29 protein-coding genes are annotated in these 24,512 nt (G+C 72.4%); 17 read left to right on the top strand and 12 right to left on the bottom strand.

All coding sequences use genetic code 11. From position 1 onward, the window contains the following. Positions 1 to 21 precede the first annotated feature (21 nt). Positions 22 to 858: a class I SAM-dependent methyltransferase gene (locus GA0115233_RS31875; protein ID WP_093723800.1), complete on the bottom strand. Its 837-nt coding sequence runs from the start codon at positions 856 to 858 to the stop codon at positions 22 to 24. Positions 859 to 1,234: 376 nt separating this feature from the next. Here GA0115233_RS31875 and rpsA point away from each other — a divergent pair, with 376 nt between their 5' ends. The 4 genes from rpsA to GA0115233_RS31855 all read left to right on the top strand — a co-directional run bounded on the left by rpsA (position 1,235) and on the right by GA0115233_RS31855 (position 4,885). After that, on the top strand, positions 1,235 to 2,725 hold the full coding sequence (gene rpsA, locus GA0115233_RS31870; protein WP_093723799.1) for a 30S ribosomal protein S1: 1,491 nt from the start codon (positions 1,235 to 1,237) through the stop codon (positions 2,723 to 2,725). Positions 2,726 to 2,882: 157 nt separating this feature from the next. Next, positions 2,883 to 3,821, top strand: coding sequence for a PAC2 family protein (locus tag GA0115233_RS31865; RefSeq protein WP_093723798.1), 939 nt, complete (start codon positions 2,883 to 2,885; stop codon positions 3,819 to 3,821). 31 nt (positions 3,822 to 3,852) lie between these two features. Continuing rightward, positions 3,853 to 4,455: a dephospho-CoA kinase gene (gene coaE, locus GA0115233_RS31860; protein WP_093723797.1), complete on the top strand. Its 603-nt coding sequence runs from the start codon at positions 3,853 to 3,855 to the stop codon at positions 4,453 to 4,455. Between the two features lie 49 nt (positions 4,456 to 4,504). Then, positions 4,505 to 4,885: a tetratricopeptide repeat protein gene (locus GA0115233_RS31855; RefSeq protein WP_093723796.1), complete on the top strand. Its 381-nt coding sequence runs from the start codon at positions 4,505 to 4,507 to the stop codon at positions 4,883 to 4,885. Positions 4,886 to 4,910: 25 nt separating this feature from the next. Here GA0115233_RS31855 and GA0115233_RS31850 read toward each other — a convergent pair whose 3' ends face one another. Further along, a complete protein-coding gene (locus GA0115233_RS31850; protein ID WP_176712015.1) occupies positions 4,911 to 5,171 on the bottom strand; it encodes a DUF6343 family protein in 261 nt (86 codons plus the stop codon). Positions 5,172 to 5,314: 143 nt separating this feature from the next. Between GA0115233_RS31850 and GA0115233_RS31845 the strand changes: the two genes are divergently transcribed. Further along, entirely contained in the window at positions 5,315 to 5,758 is a 444-nt protein-coding gene (locus GA0115233_RS31845) for a DoxX family protein (RefSeq protein WP_093723794.1), read from the top strand. 88 nt (positions 5,759 to 5,846) lie between these two features. On the opposite strand, the gene GA0115233_RS31840 is transcribed toward GA0115233_RS31845, so the two are convergent. Continuing rightward, positions 5,847 to 6,320, bottom strand: a complete 474-nt coding sequence (locus GA0115233_RS31840) for an RNA-binding S4 domain-containing protein (RefSeq protein ID WP_093723793.1) — start codon at positions 6,318 to 6,320, stop codon at positions 5,847 to 5,849. A 65-nt stretch (positions 6,321 to 6,385) separates the two neighbouring features. On the opposite strand from GA0115233_RS31840, the gene GA0115233_RS31835 reads away from it, so the two are divergent. Then, complete coding sequence (locus GA0115233_RS31835; protein WP_093723792.1) at positions 6,386 to 7,072, top strand: uracil-DNA glycosylase; 687 nt, start codon at positions 6,386 to 6,388, stop codon at positions 7,070 to 7,072. Positions 7,073 to 7,180: 108 nt separating this feature from the next. Further along, positions 7,181 to 7,564, top strand: coding sequence for a hypothetical protein (locus GA0115233_RS31830; protein WP_093723791.1), 384 nt, complete (start codon positions 7,181 to 7,183; stop codon positions 7,562 to 7,564). Between the two features lie 19 nt (positions 7,565 to 7,583). On the opposite strand, the gene GA0115233_RS31825 is transcribed toward GA0115233_RS31830, so the two are convergent. Further along, positions 7,584 to 8,234, bottom strand: coding sequence for a GntR family transcriptional regulator (locus GA0115233_RS31825; RefSeq protein WP_093723790.1), 651 nt, complete (start codon positions 8,232 to 8,234; stop codon positions 7,584 to 7,586). Positions 8,235 to 8,385: 151 nt separating this feature from the next. Here GA0115233_RS31825 and GA0115233_RS31820 point away from each other — a divergent pair, with 151 nt between their 5' ends. Next, the gene (locus GA0115233_RS31820; protein WP_093723789.1) at positions 8,386 to 9,837 is read left to right on the top strand and encodes an NCS1 family nucleobase:cation symporter-1; all 1,452 of its coding nucleotides are present in this window, start codon (positions 8,386 to 8,388) and stop codon (positions 9,835 to 9,837) included. A 4-nt stretch (positions 9,838 to 9,841) separates the two neighbouring features. Continuing rightward, a complete protein-coding gene (locus GA0115233_RS31815; protein ID WP_093723788.1) occupies positions 9,842 to 10,555 on the top strand; it encodes an aspartate/glutamate racemase family protein in 714 nt (237 codons plus the stop codon). Position 10,556: 1 nt separating this feature from the next. Here GA0115233_RS31815 and GA0115233_RS31810 read toward each other — a convergent pair whose 3' ends face one another. Together GA0115233_RS31810 and GA0115233_RS31805 are read right to left on the bottom strand one after the other, a co-directional pair. Then, entirely contained in the window at positions 10,557 to 11,003 is a 447-nt protein-coding gene (locus GA0115233_RS31810; protein ID WP_093723787.1) for a GNAT family N-acetyltransferase, read from the bottom strand. Continuing rightward, positions 11,000 to 11,410, bottom strand: a complete 411-nt coding sequence (locus GA0115233_RS31805) for a RidA family protein (protein ID WP_093723786.1) — start codon at positions 11,408 to 11,410, stop codon at positions 11,000 to 11,002. The genes GA0115233_RS31810 and GA0115233_RS31805 overlap by 4 nt, the downstream gene beginning before the upstream one ends. 138 nt (positions 11,411 to 11,548) lie before the next feature. Here GA0115233_RS31805 and GA0115233_RS41305 point away from each other — a divergent pair, with 138 nt between their 5' ends. The 6 genes from GA0115233_RS41305 to GA0115233_RS31775 all read left to right on the top strand — a co-directional run bounded on the left by GA0115233_RS41305 (position 11,549) and on the right by GA0115233_RS31775 (position 17,176). After that, a complete protein-coding gene (locus GA0115233_RS41305; RefSeq protein WP_093723785.1) occupies positions 11,549 to 11,932 on the top strand; it encodes a hypothetical protein in 384 nt (127 codons plus the stop codon). 17 nt (positions 11,933 to 11,949) lie between these two features. After that, positions 11,950 to 12,708 (top strand): nucleotidyltransferase domain-containing protein, encoded by a 759-nt coding sequence (locus GA0115233_RS31795; RefSeq protein WP_093723784.1) that lies wholly within the window; start codon positions 11,950 to 11,952, stop codon positions 12,706 to 12,708. Positions 12,709 to 12,853: 145 nt separating this feature from the next. Then, positions 12,854 to 14,680, top strand: coding sequence for an FUSC family protein (locus GA0115233_RS31790; RefSeq protein WP_093723783.1), 1,827 nt, complete (start codon positions 12,854 to 12,856; stop codon positions 14,678 to 14,680). 40 nt (positions 14,681 to 14,720) lie between these two features. Further along, the gene (locus GA0115233_RS31785) at positions 14,721 to 16,073 is read left to right on the top strand and encodes an amidohydrolase (protein WP_093723782.1); all 1,353 of its coding nucleotides are present in this window, start codon (positions 14,721 to 14,723) and stop codon (positions 16,071 to 16,073) included. 123 nt (positions 16,074 to 16,196) lie between these two features. Further along, entirely contained in the window at positions 16,197 to 16,838 is a 642-nt protein-coding gene (locus GA0115233_RS31780; RefSeq protein ID WP_093723781.1) for a DUF899 domain-containing protein, read from the top strand. A 155-nt stretch (positions 16,839 to 16,993) separates the two neighbouring features. Next, positions 16,994 to 17,176: a hypothetical protein gene (locus GA0115233_RS31775; RefSeq protein WP_093723780.1), complete on the top strand. Its 183-nt coding sequence runs from the start codon at positions 16,994 to 16,996 to the stop codon at positions 17,174 to 17,176. Between the two features lie 3 nt (positions 17,177 to 17,179). Here the strand turns inward: GA0115233_RS31775 and GA0115233_RS31770 are convergent, their stop codons facing one another. The 3 genes from GA0115233_RS31770 to GA0115233_RS31760 form a co-directional block, all read right to left on the bottom strand. Then, positions 17,180 to 19,042 carry an ABC transporter ATP-binding protein gene (locus GA0115233_RS31770; protein WP_255310425.1) on the bottom strand — a complete coding sequence of 621 codons (1,863 nt, stop codon included), beginning with the start codon at positions 19,040 to 19,042 and terminating at the stop codon, positions 17,180 to 17,182. A gap of 172 nt (positions 19,043 to 19,214) precedes the next feature. After that, the gene (locus tag GA0115233_RS31765) at positions 19,215 to 19,634 is read right to left on the bottom strand and encodes a hypothetical protein (RefSeq protein ID WP_093723807.1); all 420 of its coding nucleotides are present in this window, start codon (positions 19,632 to 19,634) and stop codon (positions 19,215 to 19,217) included. Positions 19,635 to 19,639: 5 nt separating this feature from the next. Next, positions 19,640 to 20,239, bottom strand: coding sequence for an ATP-binding protein (locus GA0115233_RS31760; protein ID WP_093723778.1), 600 nt, complete (start codon positions 20,237 to 20,239; stop codon positions 19,640 to 19,642). A gap of 204 nt (positions 20,240 to 20,443) precedes the next feature. Between GA0115233_RS31760 and GA0115233_RS31755 the strand changes: the two genes are divergently transcribed. Beyond that, positions 20,444 to 21,304 (top strand): helix-turn-helix domain-containing protein, encoded by an 861-nt coding sequence (locus GA0115233_RS31755; RefSeq protein WP_093723777.1) that lies wholly within the window; start codon positions 20,444 to 20,446, stop codon positions 21,302 to 21,304. Next, positions 21,305 to 21,559, top strand: coding sequence for a DUF397 domain-containing protein (locus GA0115233_RS31750; RefSeq protein ID WP_093723776.1), 255 nt, complete (start codon positions 21,305 to 21,307; stop codon positions 21,557 to 21,559). A 69-nt stretch (positions 21,560 to 21,628) separates the two neighbouring features. Here GA0115233_RS31750 and GA0115233_RS31745 read toward each other — a convergent pair whose 3' ends face one another. From GA0115233_RS31745 to GA0115233_RS31735, 3 genes are all read right to left on the bottom strand, one after another. After that, a complete protein-coding gene (locus GA0115233_RS31745; RefSeq protein WP_093723775.1) occupies positions 21,629 to 22,333 on the bottom strand; it encodes a protein-tyrosine phosphatase family protein in 705 nt (234 codons plus the stop codon). A gap of 126 nt (positions 22,334 to 22,459) precedes the next feature. Then, on the bottom strand, positions 22,460 to 23,395 hold the full coding sequence (locus tag GA0115233_RS31740) for a hypothetical protein (RefSeq protein WP_093723774.1): 936 nt from the start codon (positions 23,393 to 23,395) through the stop codon (positions 22,460 to 22,462). After that, positions 23,392 to 24,512 (bottom strand): PEP-utilizing enzyme (locus GA0115233_RS31735; RefSeq protein ID WP_255310424.1); only part of this gene is annotated, 1,121 nt, incomplete at its 5' end. The genes GA0115233_RS31740 and GA0115233_RS31735, both read right to left, overlap by 4 nt.

Below are 24,512 nucleotides of genomic sequence, written 5' to 3'. Positions count from 1 at the left end.
GTCTCGGACACGGGGACGGGCTCAGTCCCGTACGCAGACGAAGATCGCCGTGCCCGGGATCAGGTTGCCGCGCAGCGGGGACCAGCCGCCCCACTCCGCCGAGTTCCAGGCCGGCCACTCCGGCTCCACCAGGTCGACCAGGCGCAGGTCCGCGGCCACGATGTCACGGATGCGGTCGCCGATCGTGCGGTGGTGCTCCACGTAGACCGCCCGGCCCTGCTCGTCCTGCTCGACGTAGGGGGTGCGGTCGAAGTAGGAGGCGGACACCGACAGGCCCTCGGGGCCGGGCTCGTCCGGGAAGGCCCAGCGGATCGGGTGGGTGACGGAGAAGACGAACCGGCCGCCGGGGCGCAGCACCCGCCGCACCTCGCGCAGCACCAGCACCGGGTCCGCGACGAACGGCAGCGCGCCGTACGCCGAGCAGGCCAGGTCGAAGGAGCCGTCCGCGAAGGGGAGCGCGCCCGCGTCGGCGCAGACCAGCGGGAAGGAGCCGCCGATCCGCAGCGCGTGCTGGAGCTGGCGGTGGGAGAGGTCCAGGGCGACCGGGCGGGCGCCCTGCGCGGCCAGCCAGCGCGAGCACTGCGCGGCGCCGGCGCCGATCTCCAGGACGTCCTTGTTCTTCAGCTCCTCCGGCGGGCCGAGCAGCTCCGCCTCCACCTCGTCCAGGCCCTCGGGGCCCCAGACGAAGCGGTCGTCGCCGAGGAAGGTGCCGTGCTCGACCTGGTACTCGTCCGCGTTGCGGTCCCACCAGCCCCGGTTGGCCCGGGAACTCTCCGCGACCCCGGCGGCACGCCGAGTGGCCTCCGGCTCGGCCTCGGAACCGGACGCGACCTCATTGGATACGGACTCTTGGATGATCGGCTCCCTCGTCGTACTCTTCCGTCACCTGAACGGCGCGGCCTCCCGGCGGCGTCACGAAAGGGGCGGCTTGGGCCCTGCGTGGCCTTGGGAGACAGTTTGTGTGCCGGGAATGCGGCGATCCGCCCCGGGTGTGCGCCTTCGCGCATTGACCCTGCCCGGCTGCCCCCGTATGCTACAAGTTGCGCTGCGGGCCTGCGCACCTCAGACGTAGCAGGCTGCGCTCGCATCTGTTGTAGTCCCCTCGGTTGTCGAGGCGCCGTCGCCAGTTAGCTGGTGGGGCGCTTCCTTGGCTGTCCGGCTTCTTCAGAGCGATACGGGCTCCCGGCGTAGCAGTACCTACGACTTCAATGTCCGTACCGGAGCCCTTTCCCACATGACGAGCAGCACCGAGACCACCGCCACCACCCCGCAGGTAGCGGTCAACGACATCGGTAACGAGGAAGCTTTCCTCGCCGCGATCGACGAGACGATCAAGTACTTCAACGACGGCGACATCGTCGACGGCGTCATCGTGAAGGTCGACCGGGACGAGGTCCTGCTCGACATCGGTTACAAGACCGAAGGTGTCATCCCGAGCCGCGAGCTCTCGATCAAGCACGACGTCGACCCGAACGAGGTCGTCGCCGTCGGCGACGAGATCGAGGCCCTGGTCCTCCAGAAGGAGGACAAGGAAGGCCGCCTGATCCTCTCGAAGAAGCGCGCCCAGTACGAGCGTGCCTGGGGCACCATCGAGAAGATCAAGGAAGAGGACGGCATCGTCACCGGTACCGTCATCGAGGTCGTCAAGGGTGGTCTCATCCTCGACATCGGCCTCCGCGGCTTCCTCCCGGCCTCCCTGGTCGAGATGCGCCGTGTCCGCGACCTCCAGCCCTACGTGGGCAAGGAGCTCGAAGCGAAGATCATCGAGCTGGACAAGAACCGCAACAACGTGGTCCTGTCCCGCCGTGCCTGGCTGGAGCAGACCCAGTCCGAGGTCCGCCAGACGTTCCTCACCACCCTGCAGAAGGGTCAGGTCCGTTCCGGCGTCGTCTCCTCGATCGTCAACTTCGGTGCCTTCGTGGACCTGGGTGGCGTCGACGGTCTGGTCCACGTCTCCGAGCTGTCCTGGAAGCACATCGACCACCCCTCCGAGGTTGTCGAGGTCGGCCAGGAGGTCACCGTCGAGGTTCTCGACGTCGACATGGACCGCGAGCGTGTCTCCCTGTCGCTGAAGGCGACCCAGGAAGACCCGTGGCAGCAGTTCGCCCGCACCCACCAGATCGGCCAGGTCGTGCCCGGCAAGGTCACGAAGCTGGTTCCGTTCGGTGCGTTCGTCCGCGTGGACGAGGGCATCGAGGGTCTGGTCCACATCTCCGAGCTGGCCGAGCGCCACGTGGAGATCCCGGAGCAGGTCGTCCAGGTCAACGACGAGATCTTCGTCAAGGTCATCGACATCGACCTGGAGCGTCGCCGGATCTCGCTGTCCCTCAAGCAGGCCAACGAGTCCTTCGGTGCCGACCCGGCCGCGGTCGAGTTCGACCCGACCCTGTACGGCATGGCCGCGTCCTACGACGACCAGGGCAACTACATCTACCCCGAGGGCTTCGACCCCGAGACCAACGACTGGCTCGAGGGCTACGAGAAGCAGCGCGAGGAGTGGGAGCGCCAGTACGCCGAGGCGCAGCAGCGCTTCGAGCAGCACCAGCAGCAGGTCATCAAGTCCCGCGAGGCCGACGCCGCTGCCGCGGCCGAGGGCGGCGAGGCTGCGGCTCCGGCCGCGACCGGTGGCTCGTACTCCTCCGAGGGCGCCGACAACTCCGGCGCGCTGGCCTCGGACGAGGCGCTCGCCGCGCTGCGTGAGAAGCTGGCCGGCGGCCAGAGCTGACGCTCGCTGAGCAGCACTAGCTCCTGACTGAGGGGCCGTACCTTCCGGGGTACGGCCCCTCAGTGCTGTCCGTGAAGATCACGGCTGCCGTCTCCGCCGGGAATGCCCACGCCCGCAAGGGCGTTGTGGGTAGGGAACACAAGGAGGAGCGGTCACTGTGCTTGATCCGCAAGGTTTGTACGCATGGGAGCCGAAGGGCCTGGCCGTCGTCGACATGGCCTTGGCACAGGAGTCGGCGGGCCTTGTCATGCTCTACCACTTCGACGGATACATCGACGCGGGTGAGACCGGCGACCAGATCGTCGACCGGCTGCTCGACTCACTGCCCCACCAGGTCGTCGCCCGGTTCGACCACGACCGGCTGGTGGACTACCGGGCCCGCCGACCGTTGCTGACGTTCAAGCGCGACCGCTGGACCGCCTACGAGGTCCCGGCCATCGAGGTACGACTCGTCCAGGACGCCACCGGCGCCCCCTTCCTGCTGCTGTCCGGACCCGAGCCGGACGTGGAGTGGGAGCGCTTCGCCGCCGCGGTCCAGCAGATCGTGGAGCGGCTCGGCGTGCGGCTCTCGGTGAACTTCCACGGCATCCCCATGGGCGTCCCGCACACCCGTCCCGTGGGCCTCACCCCGCACGGCAACCGCACCGACCTGGTCCCCGGCTACCGCAGCCCCTTCGAGGAGGCCCAGGTGCCCGGCAGCGCGGCCTCGCTGCTGGAGTACCGGCTGATGGAGGCCGGCCACGAGGTCCTCGGCGTCGCCGCGCACGTGCCGCACTACGTGGCTCGTTCCCCGTACCCGGACGCGGCCCTGACCGTCCTGGAGGCCATCACGGCCGCCACCGGCCTGGTCCTGCCCGGAGTCGCCCACGCGCTGCGCACCGAGGCCCACCGCACCCAGACCGAGATCGACCGGCAGATCCAGGAGGGCGACGAGGAGCTGGTGGCGCTGGTCCAGGGCCTTGAGCACCAGTACGACGCGGCGGCCGGGGCCGAGACCCGGGGCAACATGCTCGCCGAGCCCGTGGACATCCCGTCGGCGGACGAGATCGGCCGCGAGTTCGAGCGGTTCCTGGCGGAGCGGGAAGGCGACAACTGACGCCCGAGCGGCAGGCCCTAAGCTCTGCTCCATGCTGAAAGTGGGGTTGACCGGCGGTATCGGGGCCGGGAAGAGCGAGGTGTCACGGCTCCTCGTGGAGTGCGGTGCCGTGCTGATCGACGCGGACCGTATCGCACGGGAGGTCGTGGCACCGGGCACGCCCGGCCTCGCGGCGGTCGTGGACGCGTTCGGCGAGGACGTGCTCGCGCCGGACGGGAGCCTGGACCGGCCCAGGCTGGGCTCCGTCGTGTTCGCCGACCCCGAGAAGCTGGCGGTGCTGAACAGGATCGTGCACCCCCTCGTCGGCGAGCGCTCCCGCGAGCTGGAGCAGGCCGCGGCCGAGGACGCCGTGGTCGTGCACGACGTACCGCTGCTCACCGAGAACGGGCTGGCGCCGCTGTACGACCTCGTGGTCGTCGTCGACGCGGACGAGGAGACCCAGCTCGACCGGCTGGTACGGCTGCGCGGGATGACCGAGGAGGACGCCCGCGCCCGGATGGCCGCCCAGGCCACCCGCGAGAAGCGCCGGGAGATCGCGGACATCGTCATCGACAACGACGTCCCCCTCGAACAGCTCCGGCAGCGGGTCCGCGAGGTGTGGGAGGAACTGCGGCGCCGGGCGGCCGAGGAATAGCGGCCCCGCGTCCGGGCGTTGATCCCGGCAGTGAGGGAAGGATTCTGCCGTGCCCGAGATCAGCGGTTCCACCGGACGTACTCCGGAGACCCATGTCATCGACTTCCGTGCCGCCGAGCAACTGCTCAACGCACGGGACCCGCGGGGCGCGGTGAAGCTGCTGGACGGTGTCATCGCCGCGCACCCCGAGAACACCGCCGCGCGACTGCTGCGCGCCCGCGCCTTCTTCGCGGCCGCCCAACTGCGGCCCGCCGAGCTGGAGTTCACCATCGTCCTGGAGCGCGAGCCGGACAACGCCTTCGCGCACTTCGCACTCGCCCGCACCTACGAGCGGCAGGGCCGCGACGAGCAGGCCGTACGGCACTTCCGGCTGGCGGCCGCGCTCGACCCGAACCCCCAGTACCGCAGGGCGGCACGCTTCGACGCCTGAACCGGCTCTCCCGGGGTCACGGGGATCAGCGGTCCTCGGGCGGGTTGTACGGGGGGATGTCGGGGCCCGGCTGGTAGTGCGGGCCCTGGCGGATGTGCCGCACGATGAAGGTCATGTCCACGGCCACGATCAGCGCGAGGACTCCGCAGGCCACTGCCCAGCCCGTACGGCCGGCGAGTGCGAAGGCCACGGTGCCGAAGACCGCCCAGACCAGCCCCCACACGCTCAGCCAGAACCGCGTGCGCAGCGGACTGCGCGCGGTCGTGGGTTCACTGCCGGTACGCATCGAAAACACCACTCCTCCTCTCGGACCGTACTCCTGGCGGCGGGGCGCGCCAAAAACGGGGCGCGTGCGGCGATGAGTTCCGCCGTGACCCACCGTCTATCCCTGTGACCGCGACACAAACGCCGATCACAGGAGACCGACCGATGTCCGAGACCACCGCTCCCGCCGCCGCCCCCGTCGTCGCCGAGTCCGCCACCGCGCGGGGGCGCCGGGCCCGGATCGCGCTGCGCGCCCTGCAGATCGTGCTCGCGCTGTTCTACGGCATCGCCAGCGCGCTGCCGAAGCTGATCGGGCACTCCTCGGCGGCCGAGGTCTTCGACGAACTGGGCTGGGGCAGCACCGGTATGTACACCATCGGCGCGCTCGAACTCGCCGGAGCCGTGGCCCTGTTGATCCCGGTGCTCCAGTCGGTGGCGGCGATCGCGCTGAGCGGGCTGATGGCCGGCGCGTTCGTCGTCTCGCTGACCGCCTTCGACGGCGAGAACGCGGCCACGCCGCTCATCCTGATCGTCCCGCTGGCGCTGATCGCCTGGGCGCGGCGCGGTTCCAACGCCGACCTGCTGCGGCTGGTGGCGCGCCGCCCGTGAGGCGGGTGCGCGTACGGCGACGGCCGTGCCCGGAATCGACCGGACACGGCCGCCGCCGCACGCGTGGGAGCCGTCGGCGTGGGAGCCGTCAGCGCTGGCCGGGGCGGCTGCTGCCCTTCTCCAGCGCGCGCAGGCGGTCCAGTTCGCGGCGGTCGCGCTTGGTGGGGCGGCCCGCGCCGCGGTCACGGACACCGGCCGGGGCGACCGCCTCGCGGGGCGGGGGCGGCGGGGAGTTGTCGACGTAGCACTGGACGGCGACCGGGGCGCCGACCCGCTTGCGGATCAGCCGCTTGACCACCACGATCCGCTCCCGGTTCTCGTGCCGCAGCCGTACCTCGTCGCCGACGCGCAGGGAGTGGGCGGGCTTGACCCGCTCGCCGTTCACCCGGACATGGCCGCCCTTGCAGGCGGCGGCGCCGAGCGAACGGGTCTTGATCAGGCGTACCGCCCAGATCCAGCTGTCCACCCGCACGCTCTCACCGGCCTGCGGGGCCGCGGCCTCGGCGGCGGCCACCGCGGCCGCCGTCCTGTCCTGGTCACCTTCGGAAGCTTCGGAAGCCATGCCCCGACCCTATCCGCTGGGCGGCCGGGCCGACCTGGCCTTTTCGCGGGGCTTACGGTGGAGCCATGGACGCCCTCGCCGCCCTCGACCGGCGGATCGCCGACTGCGGAGCCTGCCCCCGGCTGGTGGCCTGGCGGGAAGAGGTGGCGCGCACCAAGCGGGCGGCGTTCGCAGGGGAGACGTACTGGGGGCGCCCGGTTCCGGGCTTCGGGCCCGCCGACGCCCGGCTGCTGATCATCGGCCTCGCCCCTGCGGCGCACGGCGGGAACCGCACGGGCCGGATGTTCACCGGGGACCGCTCCGGCGATGTGCTGTACCGGGCGCTGTACGACGTGGGGCTGGCCTCGCAGCCGGGTTCCGTCGCCGCGGGCGACGGCCTGGAGCTGTACGGCACCCGCGTGACCGCCCCGGTCCACTGCGCCCCGCCCGCCAACAAACCCACCCCGGCCGAGCGCGACACCTGCCGTCCCTGGCTGGTACGGGAGCTGCGCCTGCTGCGCCCCACGCTGAGGTCGGTCGTGGTCCTCGGCGCCTTCGGCTGGCAGGCGGCGCTGCCCGCGCTGGCGGAGGCGGGCTGGACGGTGCCGAGACCCCGCCCGGCCTTCGCCCACGGCACGCGCGTGCCGCTGGACGGCCTGACCCTGCACGGCTGCTTCCACGTCAGCCAGCGCAACACCTTCACGGGCCGGCTGACGCCGGAGATGCTGCGGGAGGTGCTGCGGTCGGCGGCGCGGGAAGCGGGGCTGCTCTAGGCGCCGTTTCTCACTTGGCCGTCGGGCGCGGGCCGTTTCTCACTTGGCCGTCGGGCGTGGACCGTTTCTCACTTGGCCGTCGGGCGTGGGCCGTGAGATCGTCCGCGGGTGACCGAGACCGTGGGGGAATCGATTCAGCCGCGACCCGACGACCGCACCGCGTCCGCGCTGCGCTTCGCGGTGGAACTCGTCGCCTGGGTGGCGACTCCCTGGGCGCTGGCCGGCTGCTCGTGGCTGCTCGCCGTGGTGTCGGTGGTGCTCCTGATCGGCCTTCCCACATGCTTCTCCACCCCGGGCGACAAGGCGCACGTGATCGTCGCGGTGCCGGGCTGGGCCACGATCCTGCTGGTGCTGCTCCAGATCGCCGCGGCCGTGGTCTCCTCGTGGGCGGTGTGGCCCGCGTGGGCGGCGGGACTCGTGACCTTGACGGCCGTCGTCACCCTCTTCACCGAGCGCCGACGCTGGCGGTGGCTGCTCACGAGCGCCGCGTGAGCGGTCCCGGGGCCGGTGCTCAGTCCCCGTCGCCGAACAGGTGCCGCACTGTCGACTCGTAGTTGGCGCGGACGTGGCTCAGGGCGTGGGCGCGGGCCCGGTCCGGGTCGCCGGAGGCGATGGCCTCGTACAACTCGCGGTGCTCGGTGAGGAGTTGGGGCCACTCCTCGTTGCGGCGGGTCAGCCAGCGCAGGCGGCCGTCGACCGGTTCCATGACCGAGATCAGCAGGCTGTTGCCCGCCATGGCGAGGATGCGGTCGTGGAAGCGGGTGTTGATGTCGGTGATCGTCTCGGCGTCGTCGGCCTCGGTGGCGGTGGCGGCGGTCTCCAGCAGTTCGCGCAGCTCCGCCAGGGCCTCGGGGGTGGCCCGGTCGGCGGCCAGGCCGGCCGCGTAGACCTCCAGCGCCTCGCGCAGCTCGAAGAGTTCCTTGACGTCGGTCGGGGTGAGCCGGCGGACCACCGTGCGACGGGCGGACTCGAAGAGGACGAAACCCTCCGCGACCAGCGCGCGGATCGCCTCGCGCACCGGCACCCGGGAGACCCCGAACCGCTCGGCCAGTTCGCGCTCCACCAGTCGGTCGCCGGGGCGGAGGCGGCCGGCGATGATCTCCTGCCGCAGCGTGGCCAGGACGCGTTCGCGTACCGCGCCGAGGGGTTCGATCTTCGTCATGGGGCCATCTTCGCCGACTCCGGGGGGCTTTTACGGAGCGTTAACGGCAGCGATATCCGCCCGAACTGTTGACGGCGGGACTATGTCGGTTGTTTGGTATACCAAACGCGGTTGCCAAGCGTCCTCCTCCGTCCCCCTTCCTGGAGGCCCCGTGTCCCTCGCCGACCGTGCCGAAGCCACCGGCACCCCCGTGTTCGTCCCCGATCCCCGGCTCACCAACGAAGACCTCGCCCCCGCCGCCAAGCGGAACTGGAAGGTCTTCGACCTCTTCGCCCTGTGGATGTCCGACGTCCACAACCTCGGCAACTACACCTTCGCCGCCGGTCTGCTGGTCCTCGGCATGAACGTGTGGCAGGTCTTCACCTCGCTGCTCGTCGGCTTCGTGCTCATCTACATCGGCATGAACTGGATGGGGAAGATCGGCCAGCGCCACGGCGTGCCCTTCCCCGTCGTCAGCCGGATCAGCTTCGGTGTCTGGGGCGCCAACATCCCCGCCCTGATCCGGGCCGTGATCGCCATCATGTGGTACGGGATCCAGACCTACCTGGCCTCCGTCGCCGTCAATGTGATGCTGCTGGCCGCCTGGCCGGGCCTGGAGTCCTGGACCCACAGCTCCTTCCTCGGCCTGGACACCCTCGGCTGGATCTCCTTCGTCTCCCTCTGGCTGATCCAGGCGCTGATCATCAGTCAGGGCATGGAGTCGGTACGGAAGTTCCAGGACTTCTGCGGTCCCGCGATCTGGCTGGTGATGATCGCGCTGGCGGTGTGGATCCTGGCCAAGGCGGACTGGACGATCTCGCTGACCTCCACCCCGCACCCGGTCTCCGTGGGCGAGCAGTGGCGGCAGTGGTTCGGCGCGATCGGCCTGGTGCTCGCCACCTACGGCACGCTGATGCTCAACTTCTGCGACTTCTCCCGCTTCTCGCCCGACTACCGCACGGTCAAGCGCGGCAACTTCTGGGGACTGCCCATCAACTCCACCGCCTTCGTGGTGGTCTCGGTGATCGTCACCGCCGGTTCGCTGGAGGTGTTCGGCGAGGCCATCACCGACCCGGCGGAACTGGTCGCCGAGGTCGGCAACACCTGGGTGCTGGTGCTCGCGGCGCTGACCTTCGCCATCGCCACCATGGGCGTCAACATCGTCGCCAACTTCGTCTCCCCGGCGTACGACCTGGCCAATGTCTGGCCGCAGAAGATCACCTTCAAGGTCGGCGGACTGATCAGCACGGTGGCGGCGCTGGCCGTGACCCCCTGGAACCTCTTCTCCAACCCGACCGTCGTCAACTACTTCCTGGGCGGCCTCGGCGCCTTCCTGGGCCCGCTGTTCGGCGTGATCATGGTCGACTACTACCTGGTCAAGCGGGGCCGCGTGGACGTCGACGCGCTCTTCAGCGCCGAGCCCGGCTCGCGCTACTACTACCGCAAGGGCGTCAACCCCAAGGCGCTGTGGGCGTTCCTGCCCGCGGCCGGGGTCGCGGCGGTGCTGGCGCTGGTGAAGACCTTCAGCGACGTGGCGCCGTACTCCTGGTTCATCGGCACCGCGCTGGCGGCGGGCCTGTACCTGGCGCTGTGCCGCGACGAGCGGGCCGGGGCGGAGGGCTGAGCGGGTGCGCATCCTCGTCACCAACTGCAACACCACGCAGGGGATGACCGCGGAGATCGTACGAGGTGCCCGGGCCGCCGCAGGCCCGGGCACCACCGTGACCGGCCTGACCCCGCACTGGGGACCGGAGTCCGCGGAGGGCTGGCTGGACAGCTACCTCTCCGCGGCGGCCGTGATCGACGCGCTGCGGACCTACCAGGAGCCCTACGACGCCGTCGTCATGGCCGGGTTCGGCGAGCACGGGCGGGAAGGCGTACGGGAGTTGGTGGACGTCCCCGTCGTGGACATCACCGAGGCCGCCGCCCATCTGGCCTGTCTGCTGGGCCGCCGCTACGGCGTGGTCACCACCCTGGAGCGGTCCTGCGGGCAGATCGAGGACAGCCTGGAACTGGCCGGGGTCGGCCGCAACTGCGCCGCCGTGGTCGGCACCGGGCTCGGCGTACTGGAACTGGAGGACGCCGAGCGCACCGAGGCAGCCTTCCTCGCGGCGGCCGAGCGGGTGCGCGCAGCCGGGGCCGAGGTGCTGGTGCTCGGGTGCGCCGGAATGACCGGGCTGCAGCGGGCGGTGGGGGAGAAGCTGGGGATGCCCGTGGTCGACGGTGTCGGCGCGGCGGTACGGCTGGCGGAGTCGCTGGTGGCGCTGGGGCTGACGACCAGCAGGGCGGGCACGTACGCGCGTCCGCTGCCGAAGCGCCGCCAGTGGGGGCGCCGCCCGTGAACTACGGCCGCCACACGTACCGCACGTCCGGCTCCCGCTCCTCGTTGGCGCTGCCGTCGGTGCGTTCGACGGCGACGAAGCCGTGGCGTTCGTAGAAGCGGTGGGCGGGCTTGTTGACCTGGAAGGTCCACAGGTTCAGGCCGCGCGGACTGCGCTCCTTGGCGAGCCGTACGAACCGGTCGCCCAGGCCCCGGCCGCGCCAGTCGGGGGCGAGGTAGAGCTGGGAGAGCAGTTCGCCGTGCAGCACCATGACCCCGACGAGTGTGCCGTCGCCCGGGTCCGCGACCCAGGTCTCCTGCCGGGGCACGACGAACTCCCGGAAGTAGTCGCGGACTTCGTCGTCCGAGTGCGGGCGGACGACCGTGGGCAGCGCGGCGTCGAAGGAGCGCAGCCAGACATCAGCGGCGGCGAGCGCGTCGTCGGCGGTGGCCCGGCGCAGGGTGATCACCGTCCGGTCTCCGGTACGACCGCGGTGGCCGTGATCTCCACCAGTTGCCCGGTGTAGCCGAGGCAGGCCACGCCGAGGAGCGTGGACGAGTGCGGCCCCGCACTCAGCCCCGACGCCTCGACTACCTCCCACACGGCGGACAGCACGGAGGGCTCGCTGCTCACGACGTACACATCGGTGGAGACGACATGCTCCAGACCGCTCCCCACGGCGGCGAGCTGCTCCCGCAGATTGCGGATGACCTGCTCGGCCTGTGCCGCCGGATCCCCCTCCCCGACGATCTTCCCGTCCGCGTCCAACGGCACGGCCCCCGCCAGGAACGCCAGCCTGGTCCCGGCCTCGACGACGGACGCGTGCGAATAGGCGGGCGGCGGGAACAGGGCAGGACTGACAACACGCTTGATCACGGCGGCTCCCGGGGTACGGCGGACAGCGGGCAACCTACTGATCCTCGACCGGGAGAAGGCCTCACGCACCCGAATTTCCGCCCCGCCCCTTAATCGTTCGACACCACCACCCCACCCCCGGGACCCTGGACACCAGCCATGTCCAGAACCGCCCACCACACCCCGCCCCGCCGCCGCGCGGTACCGCCCTACTGGCCGAACGGCACGGCGGGCCCGTGCACCGCGCACTGGCTCACCGACCTGCGCTATTCCCGCCGGGAGTTGGCCCGGGCCGCACGCGAGGGGCGCCGCCCCCGCCCGCTGTGGGTACGGCGTGGCTTCGCCGCGTACGTCTACCCCCGGACCCTCGGCGTCCGGGGGGACAGCCCGTACGAGAGGCGCGCGAGGGCCGCGCTCCGGGCCTTCAGCCGGGCGGGGGTGAAGGACCTGCGGGCAGCGGGACCGGGCCGCCTGTGGGAAGCGGCTGCCGCGTTCGACCTGCCGCCCACCCGCCACCGGCACCGCGACCTGTGGGAAGCCTGACCCCTCCGGAGAGACCCGTGACCGACTTTCTCGACTCCGTCGCCGACCGGCTCGCCGGACTGCCCGGTGTGCGTGCCGTGGCGCTCGGCGGCTCCCGGGCCCAGGGGACCCAGCGGCCGGACAGCGACTGGGACCTCGCCGTCTACTACCGGGGGGACTTCGACCCGGACGATCTGCGGGCCCTGGGGTGGGAAGGGGAGGTCTCCGGGATCGGGGGATGGGGCGGCGGGGTCTTCAACGGCGGGGCCTGGCTGACCGTCGAGGGACGCCGGGTGGACGTGCACTACCGGGACCTCGATGTGGTCGAGCACGAACTGGCCGAGGCGGAGCAGGGGCGCTTCCGGGTGGAACCGCTGTTGTTCCATCTCGCCGGGATTCCCACCTATCTGATCGTGGCGGAGCTGGCGATCAACCAGGTGCTGAGGGGGGAGTTGCCGCGGCCCGACGGATATCCGGAGAAGCTGCGGCGTACCGCCTCCGCGCGCTGGCGCGACACCGCCCGCCTCACCCTCGCGTACGCCGCCGCCAATCACGCCCCCGCCGGGCGCCGCACCGAACTCGCGGGGGCCGTCGCCACCGCCGCGATGCAGACGGGGCACGCCGTGCTGGCGGCGCGCGGGGAGTGGGTGACGAACGAGAAGCGGCTGCTGGAGCGGGCCGGGCTGCGCGGCACCGACGCCATCATCGACGCCATCGGGGCGGCACCGTTGGAGACGGTGGCCGCCGACGCCGGGCGGCTGTTCGAGGGCGCGATGGCGGCGGCGTTGCGGTCATAAAGAACGTGGCTGCTGCACGCATTGTCACGCGGCGGTAATACGGGCGTACCGGAACACGTCACTTCATGATCTACCGTCGAACCCGTACCCGTCGCCCCGGCCACCGTCGCCCGAAGGCACCCGCCCTCGTCCGACAGGAGCCCCCGTGCCCCGCCCCGCACTCGCCCTGCCCCCCTGGATCGCCCACGCCCTGCGCACACAGCGCGGCCCCGTCCCGTGGAGCGCGGTCGTACGGGGCGCGCTGGGCGCCGGACCCCTGCTCGCGGCGGCCGTCGTCGCCGGTCACGCCTCCGTGGGTGTCGTGGCCGCCGTCGCCGCCATGCTCGCCGGGGTCGCCGACCGCCCCGGCAGCAGGCGGGCCGCGGTGCGCCGGCTGGGGGTGCCCGCCGTCGCGGGCGCCGCGGGCCTGGTGCTCGGCACCTACGGCGGGGAACTGCTCGGCGCCGTGGGACTCAGCGTGCTGTTCGCCGTCGTCGGCCTGGCCGCCGGCGGCGTCAGCGCCATCGGCCCCGTCGCCTCCACCGCCGGGACACAGTTGCTCGTCGCCTCCGCGATCGGCGCCGGAATGCCGCTGCCGGAACCGGGCTGGCAGCGCGGCCTCGCCTACCTCGCCGGCGCCGGATGGCTGATCCTGCTGCGGCTGGCCCTGCCCGGCCCGGGCTCCTTCGCCGGGGACTTCCGGTTCGACGGCGAACGGGAGGCCGTGGGTGCCGTCTACGACGCGGTCGCCGCACTCCTCGACGCCGCGGGCACCGACCTCGCCACCGCACGCCGGGCCGCGCTCACCGCCGCCCTCGACCACGCCCAGGACGCCCTCGCCGGACCCCGTCTGCGCCGCTACGCCTCCTCCGCCGCCGAACGCCGCCTGCACGCCCAGTACGCCGCCGCGCTGCCCCTCGCCGAGGCCGCCACCGCCCTCGCCTGGACCGGTGACGCCGTACCGGCGCGGGCCGCCGAAGGCCCCCGGCGCCTCGCCGCCGCCGTACGCGCGGGCACACCCACCGGGCCACTGCCCGCGCCCACCCGGAGCGCGCCCGCGCTGCGCGCCCTCGACGATGCCCTGCTGCACGCCGCCGAGGCCTTCGACCGGGCCGACGGCGGGGACCTGCACACCAGACGGCGCTCGCCCAAGGCACTGGCGCGCACGGTTCTCGGCGCGGGCGGCCGGGAGTACGGACTGCGCGTCGGCCTGTGCTTCGGCGCCTCCGCCGCTGTCGCCCAGGCGCTGCACCAGGCCCGCTGGTACGGCGAGCACCCGCACTGGTACTGGCTGCCCGCCACCGCCGTCTTCCTGGTCAAGCCCGATCTCGGGCCGCTGCTGTCACGGGTGCTGTGCCGGGCCGCCGGCACCGTGCTCGGGGCGGCCGTGTTCGCCGCCCTCGCCGCCGTGCTGCCCCGGCCGGACGGGCTGATCGCGCTGGTCGCCGTCAGCGGGGCGCTCATCCCCGTCGCCACCCGGCACTTCGCCGCCCAGACCGGAGTGGTGACCGTGCTCGTGCTCGCCCTGGTGATGGTCGGCGGTGAACCACAGGCCGCCGCGGGCCGCATCGGGGAGACCCTGCTGGCCTGCGTGATCGTCCTGCTGGTGGGGCACCTCGCGATGCCGGGCCAGCACGGCGGAGGAGTACGCGCCCGGCTCGGCGCCGCCGAGGAGGCGACGCACGCCTACCTCACCCACGTGCTCGGCGAGCCCCACGACCGCGCCGCCCGCTGGCTCCTGCGCCGCGAGGCCTACCGCACCCTCGCCGAGGCCCGCAGCGCCATCGCGCTCGCCTCCGCCGAACTGCCCCCGCTCGCCCGGCACTCGGCGGGCACCGAGAAGGTGGCCGGCGCCCTCGAACGGCTCGTGGACGCCACCACCGCCTGCGCCGTCCACCTCGACGACGCCGGCGCGCTCACCCCGCGCGACACCCGCCAACTCACCGGCCTGCTGGACGAACTGGCGCGGCTGCGGGCGCGCCGGGCGGGCTGAACGGCGGCGCGCCGCCCGCAGGTCGTCGTACGTTGGCCGTATGACGCCGACCGACGCTGACATCGTCATCACCGGGTGCACCGTCCTCGTCCACGACGACCAGGGCCGGGTCGGGTTCAGGGAGGACGCCGCGATCGTCGTGCGCGACGGGGCGGTCGAGGCGGTCACCGACGCCGCCGAGGTGGCGGAGCGCCCCGCGGCGGAGCGGATCGACGCGCGGGGGCAGGTGGCGATGCCGGGGCTGGTGAACTGCCACACGCACGCCCCGATGGTCGCCCTGCGCGGTATCGCCGAGGACCTGCCGCTGGAGGAGTGGTTCAACGACTACGTCTGGCCGGTGGAGTCCAACCTCACCGCGCGGGACGTGGAGTTGGGCGCGCGGCTCGCCTGCGCCGAGATGATCCGGGCCGGGGTCACCTGCTTCGCCGACCACTACTTCGCCATGGACGCCGTCGCCTCCGTGGTCGCCGAGTGCGGACTGCGCGCCCATCTCGGCGAGGCGTTCTTCTCCTCGCAGGAGCCCGAAGGGCGGGAGCGGTCACTGGAGTTCGCGCTGCGGTACCGGGGCGCCGCCGACGGCCGTATCACCACCGCCCTCGCCCCGCACGCCCCCTACACCGTCACCGACGCCGACCTCGCCGCCACCGCGGACCTGGCCCGTGAACACGGACTGCCGGTCCATCTGCACGCCGCCGAGAACCGCGACCAGACCCGCGCCTCCCTCGACCGGCACGGCGTCACCCCCATCGGGGTCCTGGACCGCACCGGCATCCTCGCCACCGATGTCCTCGTCGCGCACGGCACCGGCATCACCGACGACGACCTGCCCCTGCTCCGGGACGCCCCCGGCCGGGTCGCGGTCGCCACCGCGCCCCGCGGCTACCTCAAGTTCGCCTGGCCCGACACCACTCCGGTGCGCGCCCTGCGGGAGATCGGTGTCCCCGTGGGCCTCGCCACGGACGGCGCCGCCTCCAACAACTCCCTCGACGTGTGGGAGTCCATGGCGCTGACCGCGCTGGTGCAGAAGTCCACCACCGGCGACCCCACATGGCTGACGTCCCGTCAGGCCCTGCACCACGCCACGCTCCAGAGCGCCGCCGCCGTCGGCCTCGGCGACCGCCTGGGAACCCTCGCCCCGGGCCGCCGGGCCGACATCGTCCTGGTCGACCTCACCGGACCGCACACCCAGCCCGTGCACGACCTCGCCGCGACCCTCGTGCACAGCGCCCGCTCCTTTGACGTCCGCACCACGATGGTCGACGGCCGCGTCCTGATGCGGGACCGCGCACTGCTCACCCTCGATGTCGCCCCGGTACTGGAGGAGTTGGGCGAGCGCCTGCCCGGCCTGGTCGACCGCGGCCACGGCAGGCGGATCCAGGAGTACGACACGTGAAGGGGGGAGGGCACACCTGAAGGTGTGAGAAAGAAGGCACCGGAAAAATCTTGGTTCCCAGCGATGAGTTCCGTACTTCCCGTCGGTCAGCACCTCGAACGGACCGTCGCACAGGAGGGGCCCATGTCGCTTCCGGAGATCGTCTCGCGTGCCCAGTGGCGCGCGGCGCGCGAGGAGTTACTGGTCAAGGAGGAGGCCGTCGCCCGCGCGCGGGAGGCGCTGAACGCCGAGCGGCGGCGGCTGCCGATGGTGGAGGTGGAGACGGAGTACGTCTTCGAGGGCGGTGACGGCAAGGCCGGTCTGCTCGACCTCTTCGAGGGGCGGCGCCAGTTGATCGTGCACCACTTCGTGTTCGCGCCCGAGTGGGAGACGGGCTGCCGCACCTGCTCGGCCTTCCTCGACCAGATCGGCCACCTCGCCCACCTGTGGGCCCGCGACACCTCCTTCGCCGCCGTCTCCCGGGCGCCGTACACCACGATCCTGCCCTTCAAGGCCCGGATGGGCTGGACGGTGCCCTGGCTCTCCTCGTACGGGAACGACTTCGACCGCGACTTCGAGGCGACCCGGGAGCACGAGGGGGAGCTGGTGGAGCGGTCCGGGGTGAGCTGCTTCCTGCGGGACCGCGACCGGGTGTTCCACACCTACTCCGCCTTCGACGGCGGCCTCGACGGGCTGGGTTCGACGGCCAGCCTCCTGGACCTGACCGCCCTCGGACGGCAGGAGGACCGGGCCCGCGTGCGCTATCACGACGAGTACGAGGACTGACGCGGAAAGTAGTCGAAAAGTGGGCGAAACCGAGACCTGGCTCACACTCCGCGGTGAGCCGGTGTCAACTATGTCTCAGTACCGTCACTCCACGAGGCGTTCACCCCGCCCCCGGCGTTTAACTCTTCGAGTACAACGCGCAAGGGAGGTGCCAGGTGAACGGGCGAAAAGTGCTCGAACGCTTTCCCGCAGGTGGGCCGCGGGGCTCGTGGCCGGCGGAGGAGTTCGCGCAGGCGCGGCGCAGCGAGGGCATGCCCGCCGAGGTCGTGATGGACCTGGCGTCGGACGCCTTCCTCGTGATCGTGCGCGGTGACGCCTCCGTGGACGCGGCGGCCTGAGTCTCAGCCCGCCTTCGGGGCGGGCACCCGGGCGGCGAACTGTTCCGCCTGGAGCGCGTACAGCTCCGCGTACAGCCCGCCCCGGGCCAGCAGTTCCTCAGGGCTCCCGGACTCCACCAGCCGCCCCTGGTCCAGTACATGCACCAGATCGGCGTGGCGCACGGACGCCAGCCGGTGGGTGATCAGCACGACCGTCTGCCCGGCCGCGGCCAGTGCCCTGATGCGGTCGAAGACCTCCAGCTCGGCCCGGGCGTCCAGGGCGGCCGTCGGCTCGTCCACGATCAGGATCCGTCCGCGCCGGTAGGCGGCCCGCGCGATGCCGAGCCGCTGCCACTGCCCGCCGGACAGCTCGTGCCCGCCGTTGAACTGCCGGGCCAGCAGGGTGTCCAGGCCGCGCGGCAGATCGGCCACCACCTCCTCCGCCCCGGCCGCGGCCACCGCCTCGGTGAGCCGCTCCTCGGTCAGCGGCGCGGAGGAGCGGCCCACGGCGACATTGACCCGCGCGGTGAACGGCCACCGCTTGAAGTCCTGCGCCACCATCGCGATGCGCTCGGCGAGTTGGCGCCGGTCGGCCCCGGCCGCGTCCACGTCGTCCCACAGGATCCGGCCCCGGTCCGGGACGTACAGGCCCGCGAGCAGCTTGACGAGGGTGGTCTTGCCGGAGCCGTTCTCGCCGACCAGGGCCACGATCCGGCCCAGCGGCAGGGTGAGGCTGACATCGTCCAGGGCGGGGCGGGTGGACTCGCCGGGATAGCTGAAGCCGACGTGCTCGAAACGGATCTCCCGGGGCTCCTCGGGCAGCGGGGTGCCGCCGCTCGGGACGGCCCGCTCGGCCGCCTCCACGTACAGCCGTTGCAGGTCGCCCACGAACAGGGCCTCCTCGTGCAACTGGTTGATCTCCAGCACCAGGCTGTCCAGGCTCGCCGAGCCGGTCCGGATGGCGATCACCGCGGTCCCGGCCACCGCCAGCGCCATCGCCCCGGTCAGCAGCAGCGCGCCGAGCGTGGCGTACGTCGCGGCCGTGGCGACGCCGGTCCAGGCGGCGGCGACCAGGCCGGTGCGGGCGGCGAGCCGGGCCAGGCGGGCCTGTTCGGCCTCCGCCGTCTCGGCCATGGCGCGGTAGTGACGGAGCAGGAACGGGCCGACGCCGTGCACCCTGATCTCCGGGGCGGCGGCCGGTTCGGTGAGCAGCCCGCTGAGCAGATGACCGGCGCGGGCGTGCTGCACCCAGGTGTGGAAGGACTCGTAGCGCCGCCGGGCGATGGTCAGCGCCGACCAGGCGCTCGGCAGGGTCATGGTGACGAGCAGCGGGAGCAGGGCCGGGTGCAGCACGGTGAGCACACCGGCGGCGGCGATCAGGGAGATGATCGCGTTCACCACGCGGGCGCTGTAGGTGATCATGCGCCGGGCCGAGGAGGCGCCGTACTGGGCGGTGTCCAGCAGTTTGTGGAAGGCGTGGTCCTCGATCGCGGCCAGCTCCACGGCCGCCGCCCGCTCCAGGTACTGCTCGGTGGCGACCCGCTCCACCTTCGGCTCCAGGCGGCCGGTGGCGTAGGTGGAGGCCGCCCGCAGCAGGGCGCCGACCAGCAGGACGGCGGCCATCGCGACCAGCGCGGGTACACACTGGCGCAGCCGGTCCGCGATGTCCCCGTCGCCGAGCAGCCGCCCCAGCACACTGTTGACCGCGAGCAGGCTCACGGCCTGGGCGAGCCCACGGCCGACCTCCGCCGCCAGCACGGTCCGCGCGGCCGTCCGGTCGGCCTGCCAGGCCAGCCGGAAACTGACGGCCAGCAGACCGGGCAGCCGCCTGACCATGGACCGGAAGTTCAGCTCCAGGAACGCGTCATGGTGCTGGTTCCAGCCCATGTCGTACCGCAACGGCCCCCCGAACAGCAGCTGTTCGGACTCGGACACCTCAGCCACGTGGTCACCCCCGGACGGCCACTATCGCCGCACGGGGGACATCCGGCCAGGGCGCACACAGGGGGACGTGAGGCGTACGCGAAGGGGCGCGAGAACTGCTGCCCCTCACCGAGCGCTACGCGCTGACCTGCCGGGACCAGGAAGGCGTAGTCCCCATCAGCCGGCACAGCGCCAGATACAGCGGGATCGGCGGGGTGTAGGGCACGGTTCCCTCCGGCCGGTGAATGAGCCGTACCTCGTCGGGAACCACGGCCCCGGCCACGTACCGCGTAGCCGTCGGCCACTCCAGGGCGTAGTCGGAGTCCGCCGGAACGATCCACCACCAGTACGCCTCATCGGCGTAGACGCACCCCGCGTGCGGCAGCCGGGGCAGGACCAGCGGTCCGAAGCGGGCCGGTACGGCCACCGCGTCGCAGCCCAGGGGGGCCGTCATCCCGTCCGGCACCGTCAGCTTCGACGGTTCGGCCCGCGGTACGAAGCCGCGGTGCAGCCGCACCAGTGTGTCCAGGCTCAGCACCGGCCCAACGCCGGACATGACACTCACGCGGGTCCCCCGTCCTCGTCGTCGCCGTCGGAGCCCTCGTCGGGGGAGCCGGGTTTGGGCCGGGCGCCCCAGCCCAGGTCGTTGCGCGGGCCGGTGTCCTCGCGGGGCGTGTCCGCCTTGCGCGGCAGCTCCGCCCAGACCAGCAGCCCGGGGCCGTGCTCGTGGGCGCCCCAGGCGTGGCAGAGGGCGTCGACCAGGAGCAATCCCCTCCCGTGCTCCTCGTCCGCGCGCTGTGCCGCCGGGTGGGGCTCACTCGGTGCGCAGCCCTGATCGCGCACGGCTATTCGCAGCAGGTCGTCGCCGTCGTGCAGCTCGCAGACGATGTGCCGGCTGGCGGTGTGCACGATGGCGTTGGTGACCAGTTCGGAGACCACCAGGGCGGCGGTGTCGCAGGTGTCCTCGCAGACGGACCAGCCGGTGAGCCGGGCCCTGGTCAGGCGTCTGGCCTGCGCGGGGGAACCCGGGTGTGCGGCCAGCTCGAACCGGAACCGGCGCTCGGCGGGGCCCCGCTGGGGGCCGACAGCCGTGGCGGCGCCGTGGCCCAACAGGCCGACGGCGTCTGTTCCTAAGGGCGCGGACGGAATCACGCTTGCCACTATCGCCCCGCCGTGAACACTTGGCAAGTGTCACTCTGAAAATTGCAGAGTGCTGTGTGACGGTGTGCAAGGCCGTGGCACACTGCATCGCAACAGCATGTTGAGCGGCGCCAAAAGGGATCGACGAGAATCCGAATGGATTTTCGAATGGGTCTTCGAATGGCGCCGCAGGGCTGTCAGCATTCATTGGGTGGAGGTGGGAGCGTGAGCGAGCCGCGGTCCGCGCCGACGGTCGGCCAGGTCGTCCTCGGCCGACGCCTGCTGGACCTGCGGGAACGCGCCGGCCTCAAGCGTGAGGAAGCCGCCCGCGTCCTGCGCGTCGCCCCCGCCACCGTCCGCCGTATGGAGATGGCCGAGGTCTCCCTCAAGATCCCCTACCTCCAGCTCCTGCTGAAGGCGTACGGGGTCGGTGACGAGGAGGCCGACGCCTTCGTGCGGCTGGCCGAGGACGCCAACAAACCCGGCTGGTGGCAGCGGTTCCACGACATCCTGCCGGGCTGGTTCTCGATGTACGTCAGCCTGGAGGGGGCCGCGAGCCTCATCCGGTCCTACGAGCCGCACTTCGTGCCCGGTCTGCTCCAGACCGAGGACTACGCGCGAGGGGTGCTGCGCTCCGGTGCCATCGGCCAGACCAAGCCCGACGACATCGAGCGTCATGTGGCGCTGCGCATGCAACGCCAGGGGCTGCTCACCCGCCCGGACGCGCCCCGGTTCTGGGTGGTCATGGACGAGACCGTGCTGCGCCGCCAGGTCGGCGGTCCGGAGGTGATGCGTGCCCAGATCGACCGGCTGCTTGAGGTGACGAAGCTGCCCAATGTGACGCTGCAGGTCGCCCCGTTCGAGAGCGGGCCGCACCCCGGCACCTACGGGCCCTTCGTGCTGTTCCGATTCGCCATGCCGGAACTCCCGGACATGGTCTACAGCGAGTACCTGACCGGCGCCGTCTACCTCGACGCGCGCCCCGAGGTGGCCACCCACCTGGAGGTCATGGACCGCATGGCGGCGCAGGCCGCTACGGCACATCGCACGAAGGAGATCCTGCGGGATCTCCGCAAGGAGCTGTGAATGGATCGCATCAAACCGCGCATACCCGTCTACAACGGCATGCCCGCGCGGGAGTTGGGCAGCGAGGGCTGGCACAAGCCGTGGAGCGGCGGGAACGGAGGCAACTGCCTGGAGGCGATGAAGCTCGCCGACGGCCGGATCGCCGTGCGTCAGTCGACCGACCCGGACGGACCGGCGCTGATCTACACCAACGACGAGATGACGGCCTTCATCGAGGGCGCCAAGGCGGGGGTGGCCGACTTCCTGCTCTCCTGAGGCCCGTGCCACCTTGCTATGCCCTTGAGTTGATGAACAACCGTTGGTGGAGGCCGACTTGAGCAGGTCTCAGAACCAGGACATGATCCGGCGCGGGGCGTCGACCACGCGGCTGACGACCACGACCGGCAGCGGCGGCTGCTCGGCCTTGCTGGGGCTGAGGTTCAGGCCGTAGTAGATCTGCTCGATCGAGGGCGGTCCGACCGCGAGATTGCGCCGGACCGCCTCGGCGGAGGACGCCTCGCCCGTCTGCACCAGATAGGCCGCGGCCATCGTGCCCGTACGGCCGACTCCCGCACCGCAGTGCACGAAGACCGGTCCGTCGGAGTCGCGCACCGTCTCCATCAGCTTCTCGACCTGTCCGGAGGTCGGCGTCTGGCCGTCCCGGATGGGTACGCGCACGAGATCAAGACCGGCCTTGCCGGGCTCGGCGAGCTGCTTGGCGCTCAGATCCTCGGCCCGCAGGTCCACCACGGTCACGAAGCCCATGCTCGCCAGCTCGCGGTAGCCGGCCGGCGACGGAGCGGCGCCGCGCCACAGCCTGCCGTCGGAGCTGACCGGCTGGAAGTTGTGCACACCCTGGACGGAGCGGGTCCCGGCGGGTGCCGGGGTCTCTGCCTTGGCCCAGTACGAGAGGCCGAGAATGCCTCCCGCGCCGACCGCCCACAGGACGAGGTATCCGATGAGGAGTCCGGTGAGGGCCCGTACCGCGCGCTGCGGCAGCGGGCGCTTCTGAAGGGCAGGGCGGGGCAGAGCAGTGGAGAGAACAGCCATGAGCGACCCGGGGGACTAGGGGACGTGGGCGCATCAGGCAGAGTACCCCGGTTTGATGATCGTCTATGGTTTACGTCCGATTTGTGCTCTATGTCTCATTTGGCATGTTCCGGTGGTGTGCGTCACTCACTCCTCATCCGTCTCGGCGTCCCCCATGCCCACCACGGTGAGGCTCACCCGCTCCAGCGTGGCGTCCTCCAGGCAGCCGCGCAGCCGCCTCCGGTCGTGATCGGTCAGGGCGGGCCGCACCACCCCGGCGTACAGTCCGTCCCCGAGATCACCGAGCGACGCGTGGTTCAGCGGCACCGACGTCGAGTCCCGGCAGCGCTCCCACACCTGCCGAGCGGCCAGTGACCGGCGTGCCTCGTCCATGCTCTTGTCGCGCAGATCGACCTGGACCACGACCGAGGTCGCCGCGCTCTCGTCGGCCTCCTCCGCCCGGGTCTGGGTGAGGTCCGCCAGCCCCACGACCAGCGCGGCCAGCAGCGCGGCGCCCACGACGCCCACGGCCGTGAGGCGCGCGGCACGGCCCGGGGACGGCGGGGCCCCGACCGGGGGCAGGTCCTCCAGATCGCCGGGGGCGGCCGGATCGGGTGCGGTGAGCACGGCCAGCCGGCCGGCCAGGCGGCGCTCGGCGGGCCTCGCGGTGGCCGACGCCACCTTCTGCACCACCCAGGCGATCCCGGACAGGGCGACTCCGGCGACCATCAGCACCGGCACGAAGACGTACGTCCGCTCGGCGGGCTCGTCCAGCCAGCGGAACCGGCCCTCGCGGGTGCCGCCCGCCGCCTCGTCCGGGCCCGGGGCCGCGCGCAGCCGGGCCAGGGCGTCGTCCTGCCGTGCCGCGGTCTCCCGCTGGCGGCGGTCGCTGTCGCGCAGCCGCTCCTCGATCCGGGACAGCCGGGCCAGCACCACCAGGCCGAACAGCATCACCTCGACGACCAGCAGCAGCACGCCGCAGATCATGGCCCGCTGCCACTGCCACCGGTACAGATAGATCACGAGGTAGGTGCCCGCCCCGGCGGCGGCGAGCCCCCCGAAGACGTACGCGAGCCTCCTCATGATCCGTCCCCCAGTCTCACGTCACCCGCCGTCCCGTCGACAGTGAGGCGGGCGCCGGCCGGGAAGCGGTCCACCGCGTCGGTCACACCGACGACCGCGGGCAGGCGGAACTCGCGCGCCAGCACGGCCAGGTGGGACAGCGGGCTGCCGGTCTGCGCGACCAGCCCGGTCAGCCCGGGCAGCAGGGGCGCCAGGCCGGGGTCGAGGGTGCGCACCACCAGCACCGGGTCCGGCGGACGTGGCGCCAGACCGTCCCACGCCGTCCCGACCGCGCGGCCCGCCGAGACCCCCCGCGTCCCGTCGCCCCGGGCACCGTCGCCCTCGGCGACGACGACTCCGCCGCCCGCGAGCCGGAAGGAGTCCGGCAGCGGGGGAGTGGCGGCCGGAGCCGTACGGTCCGCGAGATCGGCGGGCAGCCCCCTGCCGTGCAGGGCATCGGCCAGCTCGGCCCACCGCATGAGCCCCGCACGCGCGGGGTCCGCGCCCACGCGACGGGCGGCCTCCCGGACCAGGCGGACCTGGAGCTCCTGCACCCAGCGGATACGGAGCCGCAGGGCTTCACGGGGCGGCAGGGAGGCGGGGGAGGTGCGGGCGGACTTCTCGGCGGGGGCGTCGCCGGGGTGTATGCCGTCCCGGGCGGGGCGCTCCGCGAGGCCTTCGGTGCGGGCGGCGCCCGGCGGGGTGGCGGGGGGCCGTACGCCGGGCTTCTGTGTGGGGAAGCCGGGCTGGTGGGGTGGGTTCGCCGTCTTCTCGGCGGGGAGGTCCGGGCCGGTGGCAGGGGGGCGTATGCCGTCCCGGTCGGCCTCCGGTGGCGTGCCGCCTCCCGATGTGTTCGGCAGGTGGAGCGGGTTGCGCAGGCTCGGGGCCGTCAGGGACAGGACCACCGGGTCCGTCGCGACGATCCGGTGGTCGGGGATGCCGCGGGCGCGGGCGGCCGTCAGGGCGGCCAGGGCCGTGCCCGCGGCGGTGCGGCTCGTGGGGGGCTGGGGCAGCAGCGCGCCCGCCAGGGCCTCCTGGGCGTGCAGGGAGACCAGGGCGCGGCGGGTCCAGCGCAGCTCGTCGCCGAGGGCGGCCGAGGACAGGTCGCCCGGCGCCGGGACCTCGGCCAGCCGCCGGT

It is taken from the genome of Streptomyces sp. DI166 (genome assembly GCF_900091315.1).
GTDB classification, from domain to species: Bacteria; Actinomycetota; Actinomycetes; order Streptomycetales; family Streptomycetaceae; genus Streptomyces; species Streptomyces fuscus.
This window is presented reverse-complemented; position numbering and strand designations above follow the sequence as displayed.